The sequence below is a fragment of the Amycolatopsis sp. GA6-003 genome (genome assembly GCF_046267895.1).
In the GTDB taxonomy this organism is placed as follows: domain Bacteria; phylum Actinomycetota; class Actinomycetes; order Mycobacteriales; family Pseudonocardiaceae; genus Amycolatopsis.
This window is the reverse complement of record NZ_CP176499.1, coordinates 3,016,218-3,032,435: the sequence shown is the minus strand read 5'-3', so window position 1 is coordinate 3,032,435 and position 16,218 is coordinate 3,016,218. Positions and strand designations below refer to the sequence as shown.

Here is a 16,218-nt window from a genome sequence, read left to right as displayed (position 1 = left end):
AGATGACCACCAGCACCAAATCCTCGGAGCGCCGGTTCCGCGCGCGCTCGAAGATGCGCAGGCGCCTCGCGGGCGTGCTCGCACTCGGCGTCGCCCTGGTGGGGGCCGGCGCCCTGTACGCCGTCTTCGCCCCGGAACCGCAGACCGCGCAGGCACAGGGCGACCCGGCGCTGCTGCGCCAGGGCGAGCAGGTCTACAACAACACCTGCATCGAATGCCACGGCGCGAACCTCGAGGGCGTCAAGGACCGCGGTCCGAGCCTCATCGGCATCGGCGACGCGGCCGTCTACTTCCAGACTTCCTCCGGTCGGATGCCCGCGGCGCGCCAGGAGGCGCAGGTCGCGCGGAAGCCGCCGAAGCTGACCCCGAGCGAGATCGACGCGGTCGGCGCGTACGTGCAGGCGCACGGCGGCGGCGCGCAGCGTCCGGAAGAGCGCGGCGAAGCGCTGCGCGGCAACGACCCGGCGCGCGGCGGCGAGCTGTTCCGCCTCAACTGCGCCTCGTGCCACAACTTCACCGGCCGCGGCGGTGCGCTGTCGGCGGGCAAGTACGCGCCGCCGCTCGACCCGGCCACCGAGGAGCAGATCTACGACGCGATGCTCACCGGGCCGCAGAACATGCCGAAGTTCTCCGACCGGCAGCTCAGCCCGGAGGAGAAGAAGGACATCATCGCCTACGTGAAGTCGGTGTCCGACGGCAACAACGACCCGGGCGGCAACGGTCTCGGCGGGGTCGGCCCCGCCTCGGAAGGCGTCATCGCCTTCGTCGTCGGAATCGCCGCTCTCGTCGGCATTACGCTGTGGATTGGATCGAAGGCATGAGTGCCGAAGGGCCCAAGCCGCCCTCGGAGGCGGAGCTGGCTGAGATGGACCGCGACGAGCTGCTCAAGCTCGGCGGTCAGCTCGACGGCGTCGAAATCGTCGAGTACCCGGAGCCGTGGCCGGTCAAGGACACCCGCGCGGAGCGGCGCGCCCAGCGCCACGTCGCGTTCTGGTTCGCCCTGTCCGCGCTCGCCGGCCTGGCGTTCGTGGTCGTGATGGCCTGGCCGAAGTGGTGGGAGTACAAGGACCCGAGCGACCCGAGCGGGCACGCGACGTACAGCCTGTACACCCCGGCGCTCGGCGTCACGCTCGGCCTCGCGGTGCTGGCGCTCGGCATCGGCGTGATCCTCTACACCAAGAAGTTCGTCCCGCACGAGGTCGCGGTGCAGCAGCGCAGCGACGGCCCGTCGGCGGAGGTCGACCGGGCCACCATCCTGGCCCACCTGGCCGACGCCGGGACCCGCAACGGCATCGCCCGCCGGTCGCTGATCAAGCGCACCGCCGGAGCCGGCGCGGGCGCGCTCGGCCTCGCGGTGGCGGCCCTTCCGATCGCGTCCTTCATCAAGGACCCGTGGAAGGACACCGAGAACAAGGACGGCCTCTGGCACACCGGCTGGCAGCCGAACTTCCCGGGCGAGAAGGTCTACCTGCGCCGCAACACCGGCAACCTCGAAGAGGACGTCAAGAACGGCGTCGCGCTGGTCAAGGCCGAGGACCTCGACGCGGGCGCGATGGAGACGGTCTTCCCGTACCGCGAGTCGGAGAAGGGCGACGAGAAGAAGCTCGCCGCCGCGCTGATGCGGGTCGACAACCCGGTCATGCTCATCCGGCTGCGCCCGACCGACGCCGCGCGCGTGGTCAAGCGCAAGGGCCAGGAGGACTACAACTTCGGCGACTACTACGCGTACACGAAGATCTGCAGCCACGTCGGCTGCCCGACCTCCCTGTACGAGCAGCGCACGAACCGCATCCTCTGCCCGTGCCACCAGTCGCAGTTCGACGCCCTGCACTACGCGAAGCCGATCTTCGGCCCGGCGACGCGTCCGCTGGCCCAGCTTCCGATCACGGTTGACGAAGAGGGATACTTGATCGCGAAGGGCGACTTCAACGAGGCCATCGGACCGGCCTTCTGGGAGCGTAAGTCATGAGTTCACTCACCACGCCGACCAAGGGCACGAGCGCACTCCAGAAGCACCTGGGCGAGGCCGCGGACAACGCGGACCAGCGGTACAAGCTGGCCAAGGGCCTGCGGCACCAGATGAACAAGGTGTTCCCGACCCACTGGTCCTTCCTGCTGGGCGAGATCGCCCTGTACAGCTTCATCGTCATCCTGCTGTCCGGGGTGTACCTGACGCTGTTCTTCGACCCCTCCATGCAGGAGGTCACCTACCACGGCAGCTTCACGAACATGCAGGGCATGCAGATGTCCCAGGCGTTCAAGACGACGCTGGACCTCTCGTTCGACGTGCGCGGCGGCCTGTTCGTGCGGCAGCTGCACCACTGGGCGGCGCTGATCTTCGTCGCGTCGATGATGGTGCACATGCTCCGGATCTTCTTCACCGGCGCGTTCCGCAAGCCGCGCGAGGCGAACTGGGTCATCGGCGGCCTGCTGCTGATCCTGGGCATGTTCGAGGGCTTCTTCGGCTACTCGCTCCCGGACGACCTGCTGTCCGGCACCGGTATCCGGGCGACTCTGTCCGGCATCGTGCTGTCGGTGCCGGTGATCGGCACCTGGATCCACTGGGCGCTGTTCGGCGGGGAGTTCCCCGGCGACCAGATCATCCCGCGCCTCTACACGCTGCACATCCTGCTGATCCCGGGCATCATGCTGGCGCTGATCGGCGCGCACCTCGCGCTGGTCTGGTACCAGAAGCACACCCAGTTCCCGGGCGTGCGGCGCAAGGAGACCAACGTCGTCGGCGTGCGGATCATGCCGTACTTCGCGCTCAAGGGCGGCGCGTTCTTCACCCTGGTCGTGGGCGTGCTGGCGTTGATGTCAGGCCTGTTCCAGATCAACCCGGTGTGGAACTTCGGGCCGTACAACCCGTCGATGGTGTCGGCGGGGTCCCAGCCGGACTTCTACATGGCCTGGGCGGACGGCATCCTCCGGATCTGGCCCGCCTGGGAGCTGTACCTGGGCAACTACACGGTCCCGGCGGTGTTCTTCGCCGGCGGGCTCGGCATGCCGATCCTGTTCGCGCTGCTGCTGACGTATCCGTTCCTGGAACGCAAGCTGACGAAGGACAACGCGCACCACAACCTGCTCCAGCGGCCGCGCGACGCACCGGTCCGCACCTCGCTGGGCATGATGGCGCTCGGGTTCTTCATGATGCTCGAGCTGTCCGGCTTCAACGACATCATCGCCGACCAGTTCGACATCTCGCTGAACGCGACGACGTGGGCGGGGCGCATCGGCGTGCTGATCGTGCCGCCGCTGGCGTACTTCTTCACCTACCGGATCTGCCTGGGCCTGCAGCGGTCCGACCGGGAGGTGCTGGAGCACGGCGTCGAGACCGGCATCATCAAGCGGCTGCCGCACGGCGAGTTCATCGAGATCCACCAGCCGCTGGCGGGCACGGACAGCCACGGCCACGCGATCCCGCTCGAGTACCAGGGCGCGGCGGTGCCGAAGAAGATGAACAAGCTCGGCACCGCGGGCACCGCCGTCCCGGGTTCGTTCTGGACCCCGGACCCGGCGGAGGAGACGAAGGCGCTCGAGCGCGCCCGCGGCAACGGCCACGGGAGCGGGCACGGGAAGCTCGAAGGTTCGCAGGAGACGACCACCGAGGTCGGTTCCGGGCACTGAGCCCCACGCAGAACGCCGGAAGGCCCCTTCCTCATCGCGAGGGAGGGGCCTTCTTCGCTGTGCTAGAGCCGGATGCGGGCGACGATCTCCTCGTCGTCCATTTCGCCGGTCGGCTGGAAGCCCAGCCGCTCGTAGAAGGGCCCGGGGCTGTGCTTGCCCGGCATCCAGCTGACCGTCACGGACTCGGCGCCGCGGCGGCGCGCCTCGGCGAGCACCTCTTCGACCGCGAACCGTCCGTAGCCCTTTTTCTGGTGTTTGGCGGCGATGTTCAGCCGCCAGAGGTAGGAGCGGTAGTAGTCGGTCGGATTGTCCGGGTCGAAGGCGGCCATGACGAAGCCGACGAGTTTCTTCCCGGCGTAGATCAGCCTCGGCCAGGCGATGTCGTACTGGACATAGGCTTCGGCGAGAGAACAGGCGACCGGGGCCACATAGTCCCGCTGGTGCTTCGCCACTTTGAGCTCGCAGGCGTCTTCGACGTTGTCGACCGTGACTTCGACCAGTCTCGGGGTCGTCATGCGAAGTACGGTAGCGCGGTCAGGCCCCTTCGACGCCGATCTCGAACGCGGAGTCGGTGTCGGCGCGCGAGTAGGACCGGAACGCGATGTGGGTGACGGTGTCGAGCACGCCGCGAACCTTGCCGATCCGCCCCGGGATGAGGTCGGCGAGGTCCTCGTGGGCCTGCACGCGCACGGTGGCGATGAGGTCGACGTCCCCGGCGCACGAGTAGACCTCGGACACCTGATCGAGATCCGCGATCGTCTGCGCGGCCTGCGGGATTTCCTCGGCCTCTACGTTGATCAGCACGATCGCCGTGATCACAGGGTTCCTCCCGGTTGCTGGCGGTAACTCGTCGAGCGCGATCGTAGCCGGGAACGCGCCCGAGCACGCCGCTGCGGTGCACCGTGTTTCAGGGGCGGCCGGTTCCGGCTTCTCGGCGCTTCAGCCCGCGACGTGTTCGAGAGACCGGGCATCAGCGACCCGGGCAAGCCACGATTGCCATCCCGCGACCGCGGCGGGCTCTGCCCACGGCCGGGTCGTGCGAACGAGCCGCGTCCCAGGCCGGGCCAGCCACCGCAGCAGGTTCGCCCTGCGGCGATGTGGTACTCGTCCTGCCGTGCGGTGGCGAGCATGCCGCTGCGGGGCGGCTCAGCCTGCGACGTGTTCGAGAGACCGCGCTTCGGCGGCTCGGGCGAGTCACGATTGCCATCCCTGGAGGGCGGCGGGCTCGGCCCACGGCCGGGTCGTGCGGACGAGGCGGGTCCTTGGGAGAGCCGGTCCCGGCCTTCTCGCTAGTTCGCGCTGCGAAGGAGCGGTTTGCCCTGCGGCGATGAGGCACTCGAGACCGGCGGCACGGTGCCGAGCAGGCCGCTGCGGGCGGCTCAGCCCGCGACATGTTCGAGAGACCGCGCATCAGCGACCCGGGCAAGCCACGATTGCCATCCCGCGACCGCGGCGGGCTCTGCCCACGGCCGGGTCGTGCGGACCAGCCGGGTCCCAGGCCGGGCGAGCCACCGCAGCAGGATCGCGACCTCCTCCCCAGGCGCGCCACGCAGCGGACCGTCCCCGGGCAGCACCGTTTCCCCTGCGGCGACCAGGGATTCCACCACCGGCATCGGCGGCACCCCCCGGCGCGCGACCCCGGCGGAGGCGAGCCTGCCGTAGCGGATGACGGACAGTTCCCAGCCGCCGTTGCCGTCCGGGGCGGCGGCGACGAGTTCCGCGACCGACGCGAGCGCGGCCTGCCGGTGCGCGCGGCCGACGGCCCGGACCAATCCGGCCAGTTCGTCGCGGTGGCGGGCGGCTTGTTCGTAATGCCTTCGTTCCGCCATCTCCTCCAGCCTCGCCGCGGCCAGGTGCAGCGGACGGCCGTCGTGGCCTGCGATGAGTCCTCGGGCGGCTTCGACGGCGGGGGAGTATTCGTCGACGGTCTGCCTGCCCGCGCACGGCGCTCCGCAGCGGCCGAGTTCCGCCAGCACGCACGGGGTGCCGGACGCGGCGGTGGCGGAGATGCGTTGAGTGCAGGTGCGCAGGCCGGAGGCGTCGGCGAGGGTTTCGGCGGCGGTGCGCGCGTCGGCCTGGCTGCGGAACGGCCCGAGCGTGCCCGCGCGCGGCAGGCGTACCACGGAAAGCCGTGGGAAAGCCTCGTCGGTGAGGCTGATCCACCAGGCGTGGTGCGGGTTTTTCGAGCGCCGGTTGTAGGCCGGCCGGTGCGCGGCGATCAACCGCAGCTCGCGGATCTCCGCTTCGAGGGAATGCGCGCACTCGATGGCGTCCACACGCTCCGCCAGCGCGACCATTTCCCGGATCCGGCCCCGGCTCTCGGAACCGGTGAAATACGTCCGCACGCGCCGTCTCAGGTCGCGCGCGGTGCCTACGTACAGGACTTCGTCGCGCGGTCCCTTGAAGAGATACACGCCGGGCCGCGACGGGAGGTCGGCGGCGAGGTTGCGCTTGCGCCGCTGGGCTGGCGTGACGTCCGGGAGGTAGTCGACCAGCTCCTCGACGGTGTGCACGCCGAGGTTGCCGACGCGCTCCAGCAGAGCGTGCAGGACGTCGGTGGTGGCGCGGGCGTCGTCGAGCGCGCGGTGCGTCGGCCGGGTGCGCGCGCCGAGCAGCATGGACAGCGACGACAACCGGTAGCTGCGTGCTTCTTCCCTCGGAATGACCCGGCGCGCGAGCTTCACCGTGCAAATGACCGTAGGGCGCGGCCAGACGTAGCCGTGGCCTTCGCAGGCGGCCTTCATGAAGCTCGTGTCGAAACCGGAGTTGTGTGCGACCAGCACCGTGCCGGAAATGAACTCCAGGAACGCGGGCAGCACGCGTTCGATCCGCGGCGCGTCGTAGACCATCGCCTGGGTGATCCCGGTCAGCTCGACGATCTGCGGCGGGATCGGCGTGCCCGGGTTGACCAGCGTCGCGAACTCGCCCAGCACCTGCCCGGCGCGGACCTTGACCGCGCCGATCTCGGTGATGCCGTCCGGACCTGGTTTGGCGCCGGTGGTCTCGAGGTCGAACACGACGAACGTGGTGTCCCGCAGCGGGGTGCCGAGCTCGTCGAAAGCCAGCTGAGCCTGGGCCGGCCTCGGTCGGGTCTCCATGATCGCGCACAGTAGGACCCACCACCGACAATCTCGGCGCGCGCCGTCCGCGGCCGGATGGTGACCAGCGGAACGGGCCGGTGCGGCGCGGGATCCGGCGGCGGGGCCTACCCTGGACCAATGCACCCTCAGCCCGTCGAACCGGAGGAAGCCGCGGAGGCCGTCGGCCCCTCGGCGGTTCCGGCGCGGGCGGAGGACGACCCCGAGGCCGCGGAAGCGGGGACGTGTCCGGAACCGGCGACGTGGACGAGCCTGCCGGAGGCGGTGCGCGAGCGGATCGCCGAACTGGCCGCGGCCGCGGTCGCGAAACTGCCGGTCGCGGACGTGCCCCGGCAGTTGCGGCCGGTCGCGAAGTTCGCCCCGGCCAAGCGCGCGAAGCTCGGCGGCACCGCGCTGCTGGCCGCGCTGGGGGATTCGGCGCAGTTCCGGACGGCGGTCCTGGAGTGGCTCCGGGAGCACCGGACCGACGCGCTGGACCCGAACGTTTCGGATTCCGTCTCGGCCGCTGCCGCCGCGGTGCTGCTCGGCGAATCCGGTGCGGCCGGGCGCGTGCGGCTGGTCGCGAAGAACGCCGAGGAAACCGCGCTGCGCGCTGAGCGGGACGCGGCGCTGGCCCGGAACCAGCGGCTGGAAGCCGAGATCGCCGAGCTGCGGGCCGAGCTGGAGGAGGCGCGCGGAGCGGTCGAGAGCGCGCGCGGCGAACGCGAGGCCGAGGTCGAGAAGCTGCTGCGCCGGCTGCGCGAGCAAGGCGTGCTGCTGCGGCAGGCCAAGGACGCGGCCGAGGCGGCGCGTGCCGAGCTGGCCGACGGGGGAGCGGCGCGGGAACGCGAAATCGAGATGCTGAACGCGCAGCTCGAACGGGAACGCCGCCGGGTCGCCGCCGAACGCGCCCGTGCCGAACGGGCGGTCGCGGACGCGGAGCTGGCCCGGCAGTCGGCGCGCGAAGCCAGGGAGGCCGACGAGGTCCGGCTGGCGTTGCTGGTGGACACCATCGACGGCGCCGTGCACGGTTTGCGCCGCGAACTCGCTCTGGGCGACCGCGGCGCGCGGCCCGCCGACATGGTGAGAGGCGCACGGTCCGGACTCGGCCCGGGCGGGCGGATCCAGGACGTCACGGCCCTCGACCGGCATCTGGCGCTGCCGAACGTCCACCTCATCGTGGACGGCTACAACGTCACCAAAACGGGTTATCCGGAGCTGGCGCTGGCCGACCAGCGAGACCGGCTGGTGCACCAGCTTTCAGCGCTCGCGGCGCGCACGTCGGCGGAGGTCACGGTGGTGTTCGACGGGGCCGGGGTGCTGTCGGTGCCCGCCGCGGTGCCGCGCGGGGTGCGAGTGCTGTTTTCCGAGCGTGGCGTGCTTGCCGACGACGTGATCCGGTCGCTGGTCGCGGCCGAGCCGAAGGGCCGCCCGATGGTCGTCGCGACGTCCGACCGGGCGGTGGCGGATTCCGTCCGAGCGGCCGGCGCGCACCCCGCTCCGGCGGCGGTGCTGGTCAGCCGATTGGGTCGAGTCTGAGCCTGCCGCGACGTTCGGCTCCCGAAATTGTCGGTGGTGCTTCCTACCGTTTGTTCCCGAGGCGATTCCCGGAACCGGTCCGGGGCCTCGCGGACGGACGGAGGCTCGGCGATGGTCGAGAACAAGCGGTTCGAGTTCGGTTATGGCGCGTTGGCGGACTCGGCTGGCGAGGGAGTTCGCGCCGCGGCTGATCCCGGGGATCGGGCCGGTGGCGCGGCTGAGCTGTCCCGGCCGCCGGACCGGGGCGGTCACCCGGGCGGTCACCCCGGCGGGGTGGATTCGGCGGTGAGTCTTGCCACTGGGGTGAGTCCGGACACCGGGCAGGCGCGGGACCGGGATCTGGAGGCGCGCCGGGAAAGCGGCGTTTCGGCTGGTTCCGCCGGGCGTGCGGCGAGGGTGGCTGGCGCGGGTTCGCCGGGCGGGGAGCAGGTGCGGCTCGGCGCGGTGGAGGCGCCTGCTGCGCCGGGATCGTCAGGCCGGGAGCGCGAGCGGTTGGGTGCGCCTGGTGTTGCGGAGTCTGAGGGTTCGCGTGGCGCGGGGTGCGGCCGGTTGGATCTGCCTGGTGTTGGGGACGCTGCGGGCTCGAGAGGCGGGGAATGCGGGCGGTTGGGTGCGCTTGGCGTCGAGGGGTCCGCGGAGTCGTGGGGCGAGGAGCGCGAGCGGCTGTTTGCGTCTGATGTTGGAGAGTCTGCGGGCTCGTCAGACGGCGAGGGCGAGCGGTTGGATGCGCCAGGCATTGAGGAGTTTGCGGAGTCGCGAGGCGGGGAGCGCGGGCGGCTGGATGCCCCTGACAGCAAGGAACCCGCGGCCTCGCGAGGCGAGGAAGAACTGGCCGACCCAACCCGGCCCCGGCGCGCGGCACGGCAGCGTCCAGGGGCGGCCCGAAGCGCGCGGCGGGCGAAATCCGTTGCCTCCCAAAGGGAAGAGCGGCGGCCAGCCGGTGCGGTGGACGTCGCCGTCGAGGACATCGACACGTTCGTCGTCGACTGCGACCGGTGTGCGGTGCGCGGGGCGGCGTGTGCCGATTGCGTGGTCAGCGTGCTGCTCGGGCCGCCGGTCGGCCTTGTCTGGGACGCGGACGAGCGGCGGGCTGTCGACGCGCTCGCCGAGGCGGGGATGGTGCCGCGGCTGCGCCTGGTTCCGGAGACTGACAGTAGGTCGGCGTGACACCAGTGGGTGACACTGGCTCGCCGAGCGGTCGCCTCGGTGCGGTGAACGGTAAGTAGTCGAGAGGCTCGTTTGTGCAGCCGCAGGGTATGACCCATGTCACATTGAGCTGCCGTGCTGGTCCGATGGTGTTTCGGCGGACTACGGAGAGTTTTTACGGGGGGCCCGGTGGACGCGCCGACGGTCTTTTCGTAACCTGGCCGAGATCTCGCGCCAGGCAGCTGTCGGACGACGGCGACGCGGGATCGCCGCCGGTTCGGCTTTGTCGGGGAGTCAGGACCGGAACCAACCACCGTGCGCGGGAAAAGCTGTTGTGGAACACGACGGCCGGAACGCGGGCGGACAGCGTGCGCGAAGAGGGCCCCCGACCTCTTCCGCGCCGGGGTTCCGGCCACGGCGGCCCGACGAGCAAAGGAGACCCGCGCGGCCGTGCAGTCGCATCCAGTCAAGCGCGTGGTGTCAGGCGCCCTCGCGGCCGCCTCGGTGATCGCAATCGTCACCGTGGCGCAGCCGGCGGGCACCGCAGCCGCTTCCCCCCTCCCCGTCCTCCAGGCCCCGCCGGACTCCGGTTCGGACGCTCTCGCTAGGTACCGCGACCTCGCGGCGCAGGCGGAGAAGGCGAACGAGGACCTCCTCAAGGCCAAGGACGACCTCGCCGCCCGTCAGGGCGACCTCGACAAGGCCAACGGAGACGTGGGCAACGCCCACAACCTCGCCGCGCAGGCCGCCGAGAACGAGAAGAAGTACAAGGTCGACGTCGACAAGTTCGCGAACGCGTCGTTCCTGTCCGGCGTGCAGATGAACAAGCTGTCCGCGCTGCTGGCGGGCACGTCGACGCAGGAGTTCCTCGACCGTTCGTCGGCGCTGGACCAGATCGCCTCGCAGAAGGCCGCCGCGCTGGAGAAGCTCCAGGGCGCGGTCGACCAGGCCAAGGCCGCCGAGAAGCTGGCCGCCGACGCCGCGCAGCGGGCCACCGCGGCACGCGACGCGGCGGCGAAGCTGACCGAGGACATCACGGCCAAGAAGAAGACGCTCGACGACCAGGTCGCCGAGCTGAAGAGGACGCAGCCGCTGCTGAGCGCGTCCGACCGCAACGCGCAGAAGGACACCGGCGGCGACGTCTCGGTGGACCTCGCGAACGCGGGCCCGGCCGCCGCGGCCGCGGTCCAGGCCGCGCTGAGCCAGCGGGGCAAACCCTACGAGTGGGGCGCCACCGGGCCCAGCTCGTACGACTGCTCGGGCCTGATGCAGTGGGCCTACCGGCAGGCGGGCATCTCGCTGCCGCGCTCGAGCCGCGAGCAGAGCACCACCGGCACGCCGGTCCCGCGCAGCCAGCTGCAGCCCGGCGACCTGGTGTTCTACTACTCGCCGGTCTCGCACGTGGGCATGTACATCGGCAACGGGATGATGGTGCACGCGCCGACCACCGGCGACGTCGTCAAGATCTCGCCGCTGCAGAGCCAGTACGTGGGCGCGCGCCGGGTCGCCTGACCGGACGTTCTCGCTTCCACCGGGGCGGTGCCGCGATTGCGGTGCCGCCCCGGTTTTTTGTGTGCCGGGTGCGTGCGGCTGGTGGTGGCGTCGGGGGTTTCGCAGCTGCGGGGCCAACAGGGCGAGTGGCGGCTGTCTGGGTGTTTTGTTTTCGCTGGGCGGTGTCGCGACTGCGGTGTCGTCTCGGTGGTTTGTGGACGGGTGCCTGCCGCTGGCGGTGTCGTCGGGTGCGCAGTTGCGGAGTCGGTGCGTGGGCGAGCGCCGGGCCGCCGGGCCGGGTGTTCTTCACCGGGTGACGCCGCAGGCGCGGTGCTGCCCCGATGAAGCGGGACTGAGCGGTGCCGTAGGCGGTGCTGTCGGGTTCGTCGTCGCGGAGCTATGCGCGCCCCGCGTCGCCTGGCTGGACGTTCTCCCTTCACCGGGCCGCTGCCGCTCAACCGCTCGTCGGTAGCCTGCGGGGGTGCTCAGGACCCTGCTCGTGACGAACGACTTCCCGCCGCGCCCCGGGGGCATTCAGAATTACCTCAATTCCCTCGCTACCCGGCTGCCCGCGGACGAGCTGGTCGTCTACGCGCCGTCCTGGGAGCGCAGCAGTGGATCGCACGTCGAGTTCGACGCGGCCGCGCCGTTCGAGGTCGTTCGGCATCCGACGTCGTTGATGCTGCCCACTCCCGACGTCCTGCGGCGGGCGAAGCAGATCATGCGCGCTCGCGACTGCGAGGCCGTCTGGTTCGGGGCCGCCGCGCCGCTTGCGTTGCTTGGGCATTCGTTGCGGCAGGCTGGCGCGCGGCGGATCGTCGCGTCCACGCACGGGCACGAAGTCGGCTGGTCGATGCTGCCGGGCTCGCGGCAAGCGCTGCGGCGCATCGGCGAGACAGTCGACGTCGTCACGTACGTCAGCAAGTACACGCGCAACCGGTTCGCCGCCGCGTTCGGGCGGCATGCTGGGCTGGAGATGCTCCCCAGCGGGGTCGACACCACGGTTTTCGCGCCCGACCCGGCTGGTCGCGAGGAAATTCGTGCTCGGCACGGGCTCGGGGACCGGCCGACCGTTGTGTGCGTTTCGCGGCTCGTCCCGCGCAAGGGGCAGGACATGCTGATTTCCGCGCTGCCCGCGATCCGCGAGCGGGTGCCGGGGGCGGCGTTGCTGCTCGTCGGGGGCGGTCCCTACCGCAAGCGGCTCACTCAGCTGGCCGAGGCACTGGGCGTGGCCGACGACGTGGTCTTCACCGGCTCGGTGCCGTGGGAGGAACTGCCCGCGCACTACAACGCGGGCGACGTCTTCGCGATGCCTGCCCGCACGCGCGGCAAGGGGCTCGACGTGGAAGGGCTCGGCATCGTCTACCTGGAGGCGTCCGCGACCGGGCTGCCGGTGGTCGCGGGCACGTCCGGCGGCGCGCCGGAGGCGGTGCTGGACGAGGTGACCGGCCACGTGGTCGACGGGCGCGACCCGGGGCAGCTGGCCGAGACCCTGTCCGCCTTGCTGTCCGACCCGGTCCGCGCCCGCCGGATGGGCGAGGCGGGTCGTTCCTGGGTCGCGGAGAACTGGCGCTGGGACACGATGGCGCAGCGCCTCTCGACGCTCCTGGACGGCGATCCGGTGGCAGCGGTGCGCTGAACCGGCTCAGGGTTCGTAAATAGCGGGGTGGCGAGGGTCGTCCATGCGGACCACGACGTCCGCGAGGGCGCTCGGGTCGACCTCGTTCTCGTAGCGTTCGTAGGCGGGCAGCGCCCATTCGTCGGAGACGCGGCGGCGCAGCGCACCCGGCGAAAGCCACAAATGCACCACGAAATCGAACGCCAATCCCGCGCCCAGCAAGAATTCCCCGTCGACCAGGACGACGCCGCGATCCGGCACCGGGACGCGCGGCAGCCTGGTCGCGCGGTCGCGTTCGGCGTCCCACAGCGCGGGCAGCACTTCTCCGCTTCCGTCGTCGGCGAGCGGATCCAGGACTTCCCGGCGCAGCCCGCCCACATCGAGCCAATCGGTGTACCGCGCGTCCGGATCCTGTTTGCCGTGCTCGAAACGGAGTGACGCTGGTCGCAAAAACCCGGTGGCGGGCACGTGCAGCGCGGCCCGGCCGAGCAGCTTCAGCGGGCCGGTCAGCGCCTCGGCGAGCGGGCCCGTTCCGGCCGCTCCGTCGATCGCGACGGCGATTCGCCGCAGGTGAGTGAGCGCGTCGACGCGTTCGGTCAGCTCGGCGGCGAGGGCGTCGGGGGAAATCGGGCGGTAGCGCACGATCGCATGATCCCGCACCGGTTTCCGTCGGTCCCCGATGCCATGATGGCGGCATGGCCAACGAGGAGGGCAAGACCGGGCGGAGTGGTTGGGAGACAGCCGTTTCCCGCACGATGCCGTACCCGGGCAGCCGGGTGTGGGAGTTCTTGACGGGGGACGGCGTGGAAATCTGGCTCGGCCCGGGGGTCGAGCTGCCGCGCGAACGCGGGGCCGGATACGAGACCGAACACGGCACCATCGGCGAAATCCGCAGTTATTCCGAGGATCGGCTGCGGCTCACCTGGCGTCCGCCGGACTGGGATCACGATTCCCTGCTGGAGCTCGAGGTCGCGGATCTCGGCAGGCGCAGCACGCTGAAGATCCGCCAGGAACAGCTCGCGGACGTGGCGGAAAAGGCCGAGCAGCGGGCATATTGGAAACAAGTGGTCGAGCGCGTCGAGGCGGCATTGGCCGAACGCTGACCGAACCGCACAGGGGGTCGCAGCAGTGAGCGTCGACGAACGGACGGAAGAACTCCCTTTCGCGGACGAGGAATTCTGGCAGAGTCCGCACGAATGGCTGGCGCAGCGACGCGAATCCGGCGCGGTGTGCCCGATGATCGCCCGGCGCGGCATCCCGTCCTACCTGGTCAGCGGATACGAGCAGGCGCGCGAGCTGCTCAACGATCCGCGCGTCAGCAAGGACAGCTCGGACGTGGCGCGCGTGGTCGCGGCGAAGGTCGGCCAGGACGTCCAGGGGCCGGACTTCAGCACTCTGCTCACCCGGCACATGCTCAACAGCGATCCGCCGGTCCACACCCGGCTGCGCAAGCTGGTGAACAAGGCGTTCACCGCCCGCACTGTCTCCCGGCTGCGGCCGCGGATCCAGGAGATCGCCGATTCGCTGCTCGACGGGATGGCCGGGCACGAGCAGGTCGACCTGGTGCAGGCGTTCGCCGAGCCGCTGCCGATCACCGTGATCTGCGAGCTGCTCGGCGTGCGGGTCGAGGACCGCGGCGAGTTCACCGCCTGGTCGCACACGCTGCTGTCGTTCGCCGCGGACGAGGAATCCCAAGCCGCGGCGGCGACCGAGATGCAGACCTACCTGCTGCAGCTGGTCGAGTGCAAACGCACCGAACCGGCCGAAGACCTCCTTTCGGACCTCGTGCACGCCAGCGACGAAGGCGATTCGCTCGACCAGGACGAGCTGATCTCGATGGCGTTCCTGCTGCTGATCGCCGGGCACGAGACCACGGTCAACCTGATCGCCAACGCCGTGTTCGCGTTGCTGCGCGCGCCTGAACAGGCGGAGAAACTGCGCGCCGACCCGAGCCTGCTGCCGGGCGCGGTCGAGGAGTTCCTCCGGTTCGACGGGCCGATCAACTTCGCGACGCTGCGCTACACGGTCGAGGACATCGAGGCGGGCGGCGTCACCATCCCGGCCGACGAGTTCCTCAACATTTCGCTGCTGGCGGCCAACCGGGACCCGGAGAAGTTCCCCGACCCGGACACGCTCGACGTCACCCGGCCGCCCGGCGGGCACCTCGCGTTCGGGCACGGCATCCACTACTGCGTGGGCGCGCCGCTGGCCCGGCTGGAAGCGCAGATCGCGCTCGGCTCGCTGCTGGCGCGGTTCCCGAAGCTGAGCCTCGCCGTGCCGGCCGAGGAGATCGTCTACCGGCCGAGTTCGCTGGTGCACGGCGTGCTGGCGCTGCCGGTGCGGCCGAACGGGGGGTAGCGGCTCTCACTGCGGGCCCGCCCGCCGCCCGGTTAGGGTCGGCGGGTGGAATCCAGTGCTGCCGCCGACCTCCTCGCCCTCGACGCCGCGCACGTGTGGCATCCCTACGCGCCGATGCCGAGCCGCGTGCCGCTTCTGCTCGTGGAAGAGGCGAGCGGGGTGCGGTTGAAGCTCGCCGACGGACGGGAACTGGTCGACGGCATGTCGTCCTGGTGGGCGGCGGTGCACGGCTACCGCAACCCGGTGCTCGACGCCGCGCTCGCGGACCAGGCCGGGCGGATGAGCCACGTGATGTTCGGCGGGCTCACCCACGAACCGGCGATCACGCTCGCGAAGACGCTGGTCGAGATCACCCCGGACGGGCTCGAGCACGTGTTCCTGTGCGATTCGGGCTCGGTTTCGGTCGAGGTCGCGGTGAAAATGTGCCTGCAGTACCAGCGTTCCCGCGGGCTTCCGGGCAAACACCGGCTGCTGACTTGGCGCGGCGGCTACCACGGCGACACGTTCACGCCGATGAGCGTCTGCGATCCCGACGGCGGCATGCATTCGCTGTGGCGCGGAGTGCTGCCGGAACAGGTTTTCGTGCCGGCACCGCCTTCCGGCTTCGACACCCCGGTCGATCAGTCCTATGTGGACGAACTGGCGAAGGCGATCGAGCAGCACGCGGACGAACTGGCCGCGGTGATCGTCGAACCCGTGGTGCAAGGCGCGGGTGGCATGCGGTTCCACCATCCCGGGTACCTGCGCGCGTTGCGCGAGCTGACCCGGGAACACGACGTGCTGCTGGTGTTCGACGAGATCGCGACCGGATTCGGCCGTACCGGAAAGCTTTTCGCGGCCGAGCACGCTGGCGTGACGCCTGACGTGCTGTGCGTCGGCAAGGCGCTGACCGGCGGCTACCTCACGATGGCCGCCGCGTTGTGCACGCCCGAAATCGCCGACGGCATCGCGCGCGGCGAGCTTCCGGTCCTCGCGCACGGCCCGACGTTCATGGGAAATCCGCTGGCTTCGGCGGTCGCCAACGCTTCGCTCGGCTTGCTGGCGGAAGGGCGCTGGCGGGCCGATGTCGCGCGGATCGAAACCGCGCTGCGCCAAGGACTCGAGCCGGCCCGGGAGCTGCCGCACGTCGTGGACGTGCGGGCGCTGGGCGCGATCGGCGTGCTGCAGCTGGATCACGAGGTGGACATGGGGGTCGCGACCGAGGTGTTGACGGCCGAAGGCGTGTGGCTGCGTCCGTTCCGGAACCTGATCTACACGATGCCGCCGTATGTCAGCACCGACGACGACCTGGCGGTGATCACGTCGGCGATGCGGGCCGCCGCCGCGAAGGCCTGAGGTTACTTCGGGTTTTGTGTGGCTGGC

Annotated in this window: 14 protein-coding genes; 10 read left to right on the top strand and 4 right to left on the bottom strand. The window is 70.6% G+C overall.

Annotation, left to right across the window (positions count from 1 at the left end):
* Positions 1-2 precede the first annotated feature (2 nt).
* From F9C12_RS13175 to F9C12_RS13165, 3 genes are read left to right on the top strand one after another with little or no spacing between them, the layout of a single operon-like run.
* Positions 3-821 carry a c-type cytochrome gene (locus F9C12_RS13175; protein ID WP_037358179.1) on the top strand — a complete coding sequence of 273 codons (819 nt, stop codon included), beginning with the start codon at positions 3-5 and terminating at the stop codon, positions 819-821.
* The gene (locus F9C12_RS13170; protein ID WP_409466057.1) at positions 818-1,969 is read left to right on the top strand and encodes a ubiquinol-cytochrome c reductase iron-sulfur subunit; all 1,152 of its coding nucleotides are present in this window, start codon (positions 818-820) and stop codon (positions 1,967-1,969) included. The genes F9C12_RS13175 and F9C12_RS13170 overlap by 4 nt, the downstream gene beginning before the upstream one ends.
* A complete protein-coding gene (locus tag F9C12_RS13165; RefSeq protein ID WP_409466056.1) occupies positions 1,966-3,627 on the top strand; it encodes a cytochrome b in 1,662 nt (553 codons plus the stop codon). Before F9C12_RS13170 ends, F9C12_RS13165 begins: the two co-directional genes overlap by 4 nt.
* A gap of 62 nt (positions 3,628-3,689) precedes the next feature.
* Here the strand turns inward: F9C12_RS13165 and F9C12_RS13160 are convergent, their stop codons facing one another.
* From F9C12_RS13160 to F9C12_RS13150, 3 genes are all read right to left on the bottom strand, one after another.
* Entirely contained in the window at positions 3,690-4,142 is a 453-nt protein-coding gene (locus tag F9C12_RS13160; protein ID WP_409466055.1) for a GNAT family N-acetyltransferase, read from the bottom strand.
* A gap of 19 nt (positions 4,143-4,161) precedes the next feature.
* On the bottom strand, positions 4,162-4,446 hold the full coding sequence (locus F9C12_RS13155) for an Lrp/AsnC family transcriptional regulator (RefSeq protein WP_409182262.1): 285 nt from the start codon (positions 4,444-4,446) through the stop codon (positions 4,162-4,164).
* Between the two features lie 560 nt (positions 4,447-5,006).
* Positions 5,007-6,725, bottom strand: a complete 1,719-nt coding sequence (locus tag F9C12_RS13150) for a DEDD exonuclease domain-containing protein (RefSeq protein ID WP_409466054.1) — start codon at positions 6,723-6,725, stop codon at positions 5,007-5,009.
* A 120-nt stretch (positions 6,726-6,845) separates the two neighbouring features.
* Between F9C12_RS13150 and F9C12_RS13145 the strand changes: the two genes are divergently transcribed.
* The 4 genes from F9C12_RS13145 (at position 6,846) to F9C12_RS13130 (ending at position 12,519) form a co-directional block, all read left to right on the top strand.
* Positions 6,846-8,243: an NYN domain-containing protein gene (locus F9C12_RS13145; RefSeq protein WP_409182260.1), complete on the top strand. Its 1,398-nt coding sequence runs from the start codon at positions 6,846-6,848 to the stop codon at positions 8,241-8,243.
* 945 nt (positions 8,244-9,188) lie between these two features.
* Positions 9,189-9,410 carry a hypothetical protein gene (locus F9C12_RS13140; protein ID WP_037358162.1) on the top strand — a complete coding sequence of 74 codons (222 nt, stop codon included), beginning with the start codon at positions 9,189-9,191 and terminating at the stop codon, positions 9,408-9,410.
* 429 nt (positions 9,411-9,839) lie between these two features.
* Entirely contained in the window at positions 9,840-10,901 is a 1,062-nt protein-coding gene (locus F9C12_RS13135; RefSeq protein WP_409182259.1) for a C40 family peptidase, read from the top strand.
* A 460-nt stretch (positions 10,902-11,361) separates the two neighbouring features.
* On the top strand, positions 11,362-12,519 hold the full coding sequence (locus F9C12_RS13130) for a glycosyltransferase family 4 protein (RefSeq protein ID WP_409466053.1): 1,158 nt from the start codon (positions 11,362-11,364) through the stop codon (positions 12,517-12,519).
* 6 nt (positions 12,520-12,525) lie between these two features.
* On the opposite strand, the gene F9C12_RS13125 is transcribed toward F9C12_RS13130, so the two are convergent.
* Entirely contained in the window at positions 12,526-13,140 is a 615-nt protein-coding gene (locus tag F9C12_RS13125) for a uridine kinase (protein ID WP_409466052.1), read from the bottom strand.
* 53 nt (positions 13,141-13,193) lie between these two features.
* Here F9C12_RS13125 and F9C12_RS13120 point away from each other — a divergent pair, with 53 nt between their 5' ends.
* The 3 genes from F9C12_RS13120 (at position 13,194) to F9C12_RS13110 (ending at position 16,191) form a co-directional block, all read left to right on the top strand.
* Positions 13,194-13,601, top strand: coding sequence for an SRPBCC domain-containing protein (locus F9C12_RS13120; RefSeq protein ID WP_409466051.1), 408 nt, complete (start codon positions 13,194-13,196; stop codon positions 13,599-13,601).
* Between the two features lie 25 nt (positions 13,602-13,626).
* Positions 13,627-14,856, top strand: a complete 1,230-nt coding sequence (locus F9C12_RS13115; protein ID WP_409466050.1) for a cytochrome P450 family protein — start codon at positions 13,627-13,629, stop codon at positions 14,854-14,856.
* 114 nt (positions 14,857-14,970) lie between these two features.
* Positions 14,971-16,191 carry an adenosylmethionine--8-amino-7-oxononanoate transaminase gene (locus F9C12_RS13110; protein ID WP_409467002.1) on the top strand — a complete coding sequence of 407 codons (1,221 nt, stop codon included), beginning with the start codon at positions 14,971-14,973 and terminating at the stop codon, positions 16,189-16,191.
* The last annotated feature ends 27 nt before the right edge of the window (positions 16,192-16,218 follow it).

Bases quoted from the DNA above. Each gene is read 5' to 3' on its own strand.
- F9C12_RS13120 (WP_409466051.1), top strand. From the start codon at position 13,194: ATGGCCAACGAGGAGGGCAAGACCGGGCGGAGTGGTTGGGAGACAGCC.
- F9C12_RS13175 (WP_037358179.1), top strand. From the start codon at position 3: ATGACCACCAGCACCAAATCCTCGGAGCGCCGGTTCCGCGCGCGCTCG.
- F9C12_RS13160 (WP_409466055.1), bottom strand. From the start codon at position 4,142: ATGACGACCCCGAGACTGGTCGAAGTCACGGTCGACAACGTCGAAGAC.
- F9C12_RS13145 (WP_409182260.1), top strand. From the start codon at position 6,846: ATGCACCCTCAGCCCGTCGAACCGGAGGAAGCCGCGGAGGCCGTCGGC.
- F9C12_RS13110 (WP_409467002.1), top strand. From the start codon at position 14,971: ATGCCGAGCCGCGTGCCGCTTCTGCTCGTGGAAGAGGCGAGCGGGGTG.
- F9C12_RS13150 (WP_409466054.1), bottom strand. From the start codon at position 6,725: ATGGAGACCCGACCGAGGCCGGCCCAGGCTCAGCTGGCTTTCGACGAG.
- F9C12_RS13170 (WP_409466057.1), top strand. From the start codon at position 818: ATGAGTGCCGAAGGGCCCAAGCCGCCCTCGGAGGCGGAGCTGGCTGAG.
- F9C12_RS13165 (WP_409466056.1), top strand. From the start codon at position 1,966: ATGAGTTCACTCACCACGCCGACCAAGGGCACGAGCGCACTCCAGAAG.